This window comes from Actinokineospora spheciospongiae, assembly GCF_000564855.1.
Classification (GTDB): Bacteria; Actinomycetota; Actinomycetes; order Mycobacteriales; family Pseudonocardiaceae; genus Actinokineospora; species Actinokineospora spheciospongiae.
On sequence record NZ_AYXG01000023.1, the window covers coordinates 1 to 1,584 of the forward strand.

Annotated in this window: 2 protein-coding genes; both read left to right on the plus strand. The window is 74.7% G+C overall.

Annotated elements, in window-relative coordinates; genetic code table 11:
• Window positions 1-195: YciI family protein (locus UO65_RS02765; protein ID WP_035278424.1), on the plus strand; the 195-nt coding region annotated here is incomplete at its 5' end.
• An 8-nt stretch (window positions 196-203) separates the two neighbouring features.
• Window positions 204-1,346, plus strand: coding sequence for an RNA polymerase sigma factor (locus UO65_RS02770; protein ID WP_035278426.1), 1,143 nt, complete (start codon window positions 204-206; stop codon window positions 1,344-1,346).
• Window positions 1,347-1,584: the final 238 nt, after the last annotated feature.

Consider the following 1,584-nt stretch of genomic DNA (forward strand, 5'->3'; position numbering starts at 1 on the left):
CCGGTCACCGACGGCCCGTTCGCCGAGACCAAGGACCTCATCGCCGGGTGGATGGTGATCGACGTCGACAGCCACGAGCGGGCCGTTGAGCTGGCCGGGGAACTGTCGGCCGCCCCCGGCAAGGACGGGAAGCCGATCCACGAGTGGTTGGAGCTGCGCCCGTTCCTCACCGCGTCGCACACCATCACCGAGTGAGCTCGCCGGTGACGGGGGCACTGCTGCGGGGCCTGACCCCGGGCGTGCTCGGCGTCCTCGTCCGCCGCGGGGCCCCCTTCGCGGCGGCCGAGGACGCCGTGCAGGACGCGCTGGTGGAGGCGCTGCGCACCTGGCCGGACGACCCGCCGCGCGACCCGAAGGGCTGGTTGGTCACCGTGGCCTGGCGCCGGTTCCTCGACGCCACCCGGGCCGAGGCCGCCCGCCGCAGGCGCGAGGACCTCGTCGACGAGGAACCGGCGCCGGGCCCCGCGCCCGCGGTGGACGACACGCTCCAGCTCTACTTCCTGTGCGCCCACCCGTCGCTGACGCCGTCTTCGGCGGTCGCGCTCACCCTGCGCGCCGTCGGCGGGTTGACCACCCGCCAGATCGCCCAGGCCTACCTGGTGCCCGAGGCGACCATGGCCCAGCGCATCAGCCGGGCCAAGCGCACCGTCTCCGGCGTGCGCTTCGACCAGCCCGGCGACGTCGCCACCGTCCTGCGCGTCCTCTACCTGGTCTTCAACGAGGGCTACTCCGGCGACGTCGACCTGGCCGCCGAGGCCATCCGGCTCATCCGGCAGCTCGCCGCCTCGATCGACCACCCCGAGGTGGCCGGGCTGCTCGCCCTCATGCTCCTGCACCACGCCCGCCGCACCACCCGCACCGCCCCCGACGGCAGCCTGGTCCCGCTGGCCGACCAGGACCGCACCCGCTGGGACACCGCCGCGATCACCGAGGGCGTCGGTGTCCTGCAGGCGGCCCTCGCCCGCGACCGCCTGGGCGAGTTCCAGGCCCAAGCCGCCATCGCGGCCCTGCACGCCGACGCCCCCACCCCCGAGGAAACCGACTGGGTCCAGATCGTCGAGTGGTACGACGAACTGACCCGCCTCACCGACAACCCGGTCGTCCGCCTCAACCGCGCGGTGGCAGTGGGCGAGGCCGACGGCCCACGAGCGGGCCTGGCCGCCCTGTCAACCCTGGACGCCTCCCTGCCCCGCCACACCGCCGTCGCCGCCCACCTCCACGAACGCGACGGCGACCTGGACACGGCGGCCCGCCTGTACGCCGAGGCCGCCCAGAAGGCCCCCAACCTCGCCGAACGCGACCACCTGACCCGCCAGGCCGCCCGCCTCAACACCCGCCACCACTAGAACTCCCCGCAAAGCCGCCACCCAACCCCCCAAACCACCAGCCACCCGGAACCCCCACCGGCGCAGCAACACCCGCCGCCCGGAACCCCACGGGCGCAGCGACAACCGACCACCCCGAAACCCGCCGGCCCGGCGAGCGAATGTTCGGGTGGGTGGAGGTGCTTGCCCGGCCGACCACCCCGGAAACCGGCGGCCCGGCGAGCCAACTGCCCGGGTGGGTGGATGTGTTTGGCCGGGG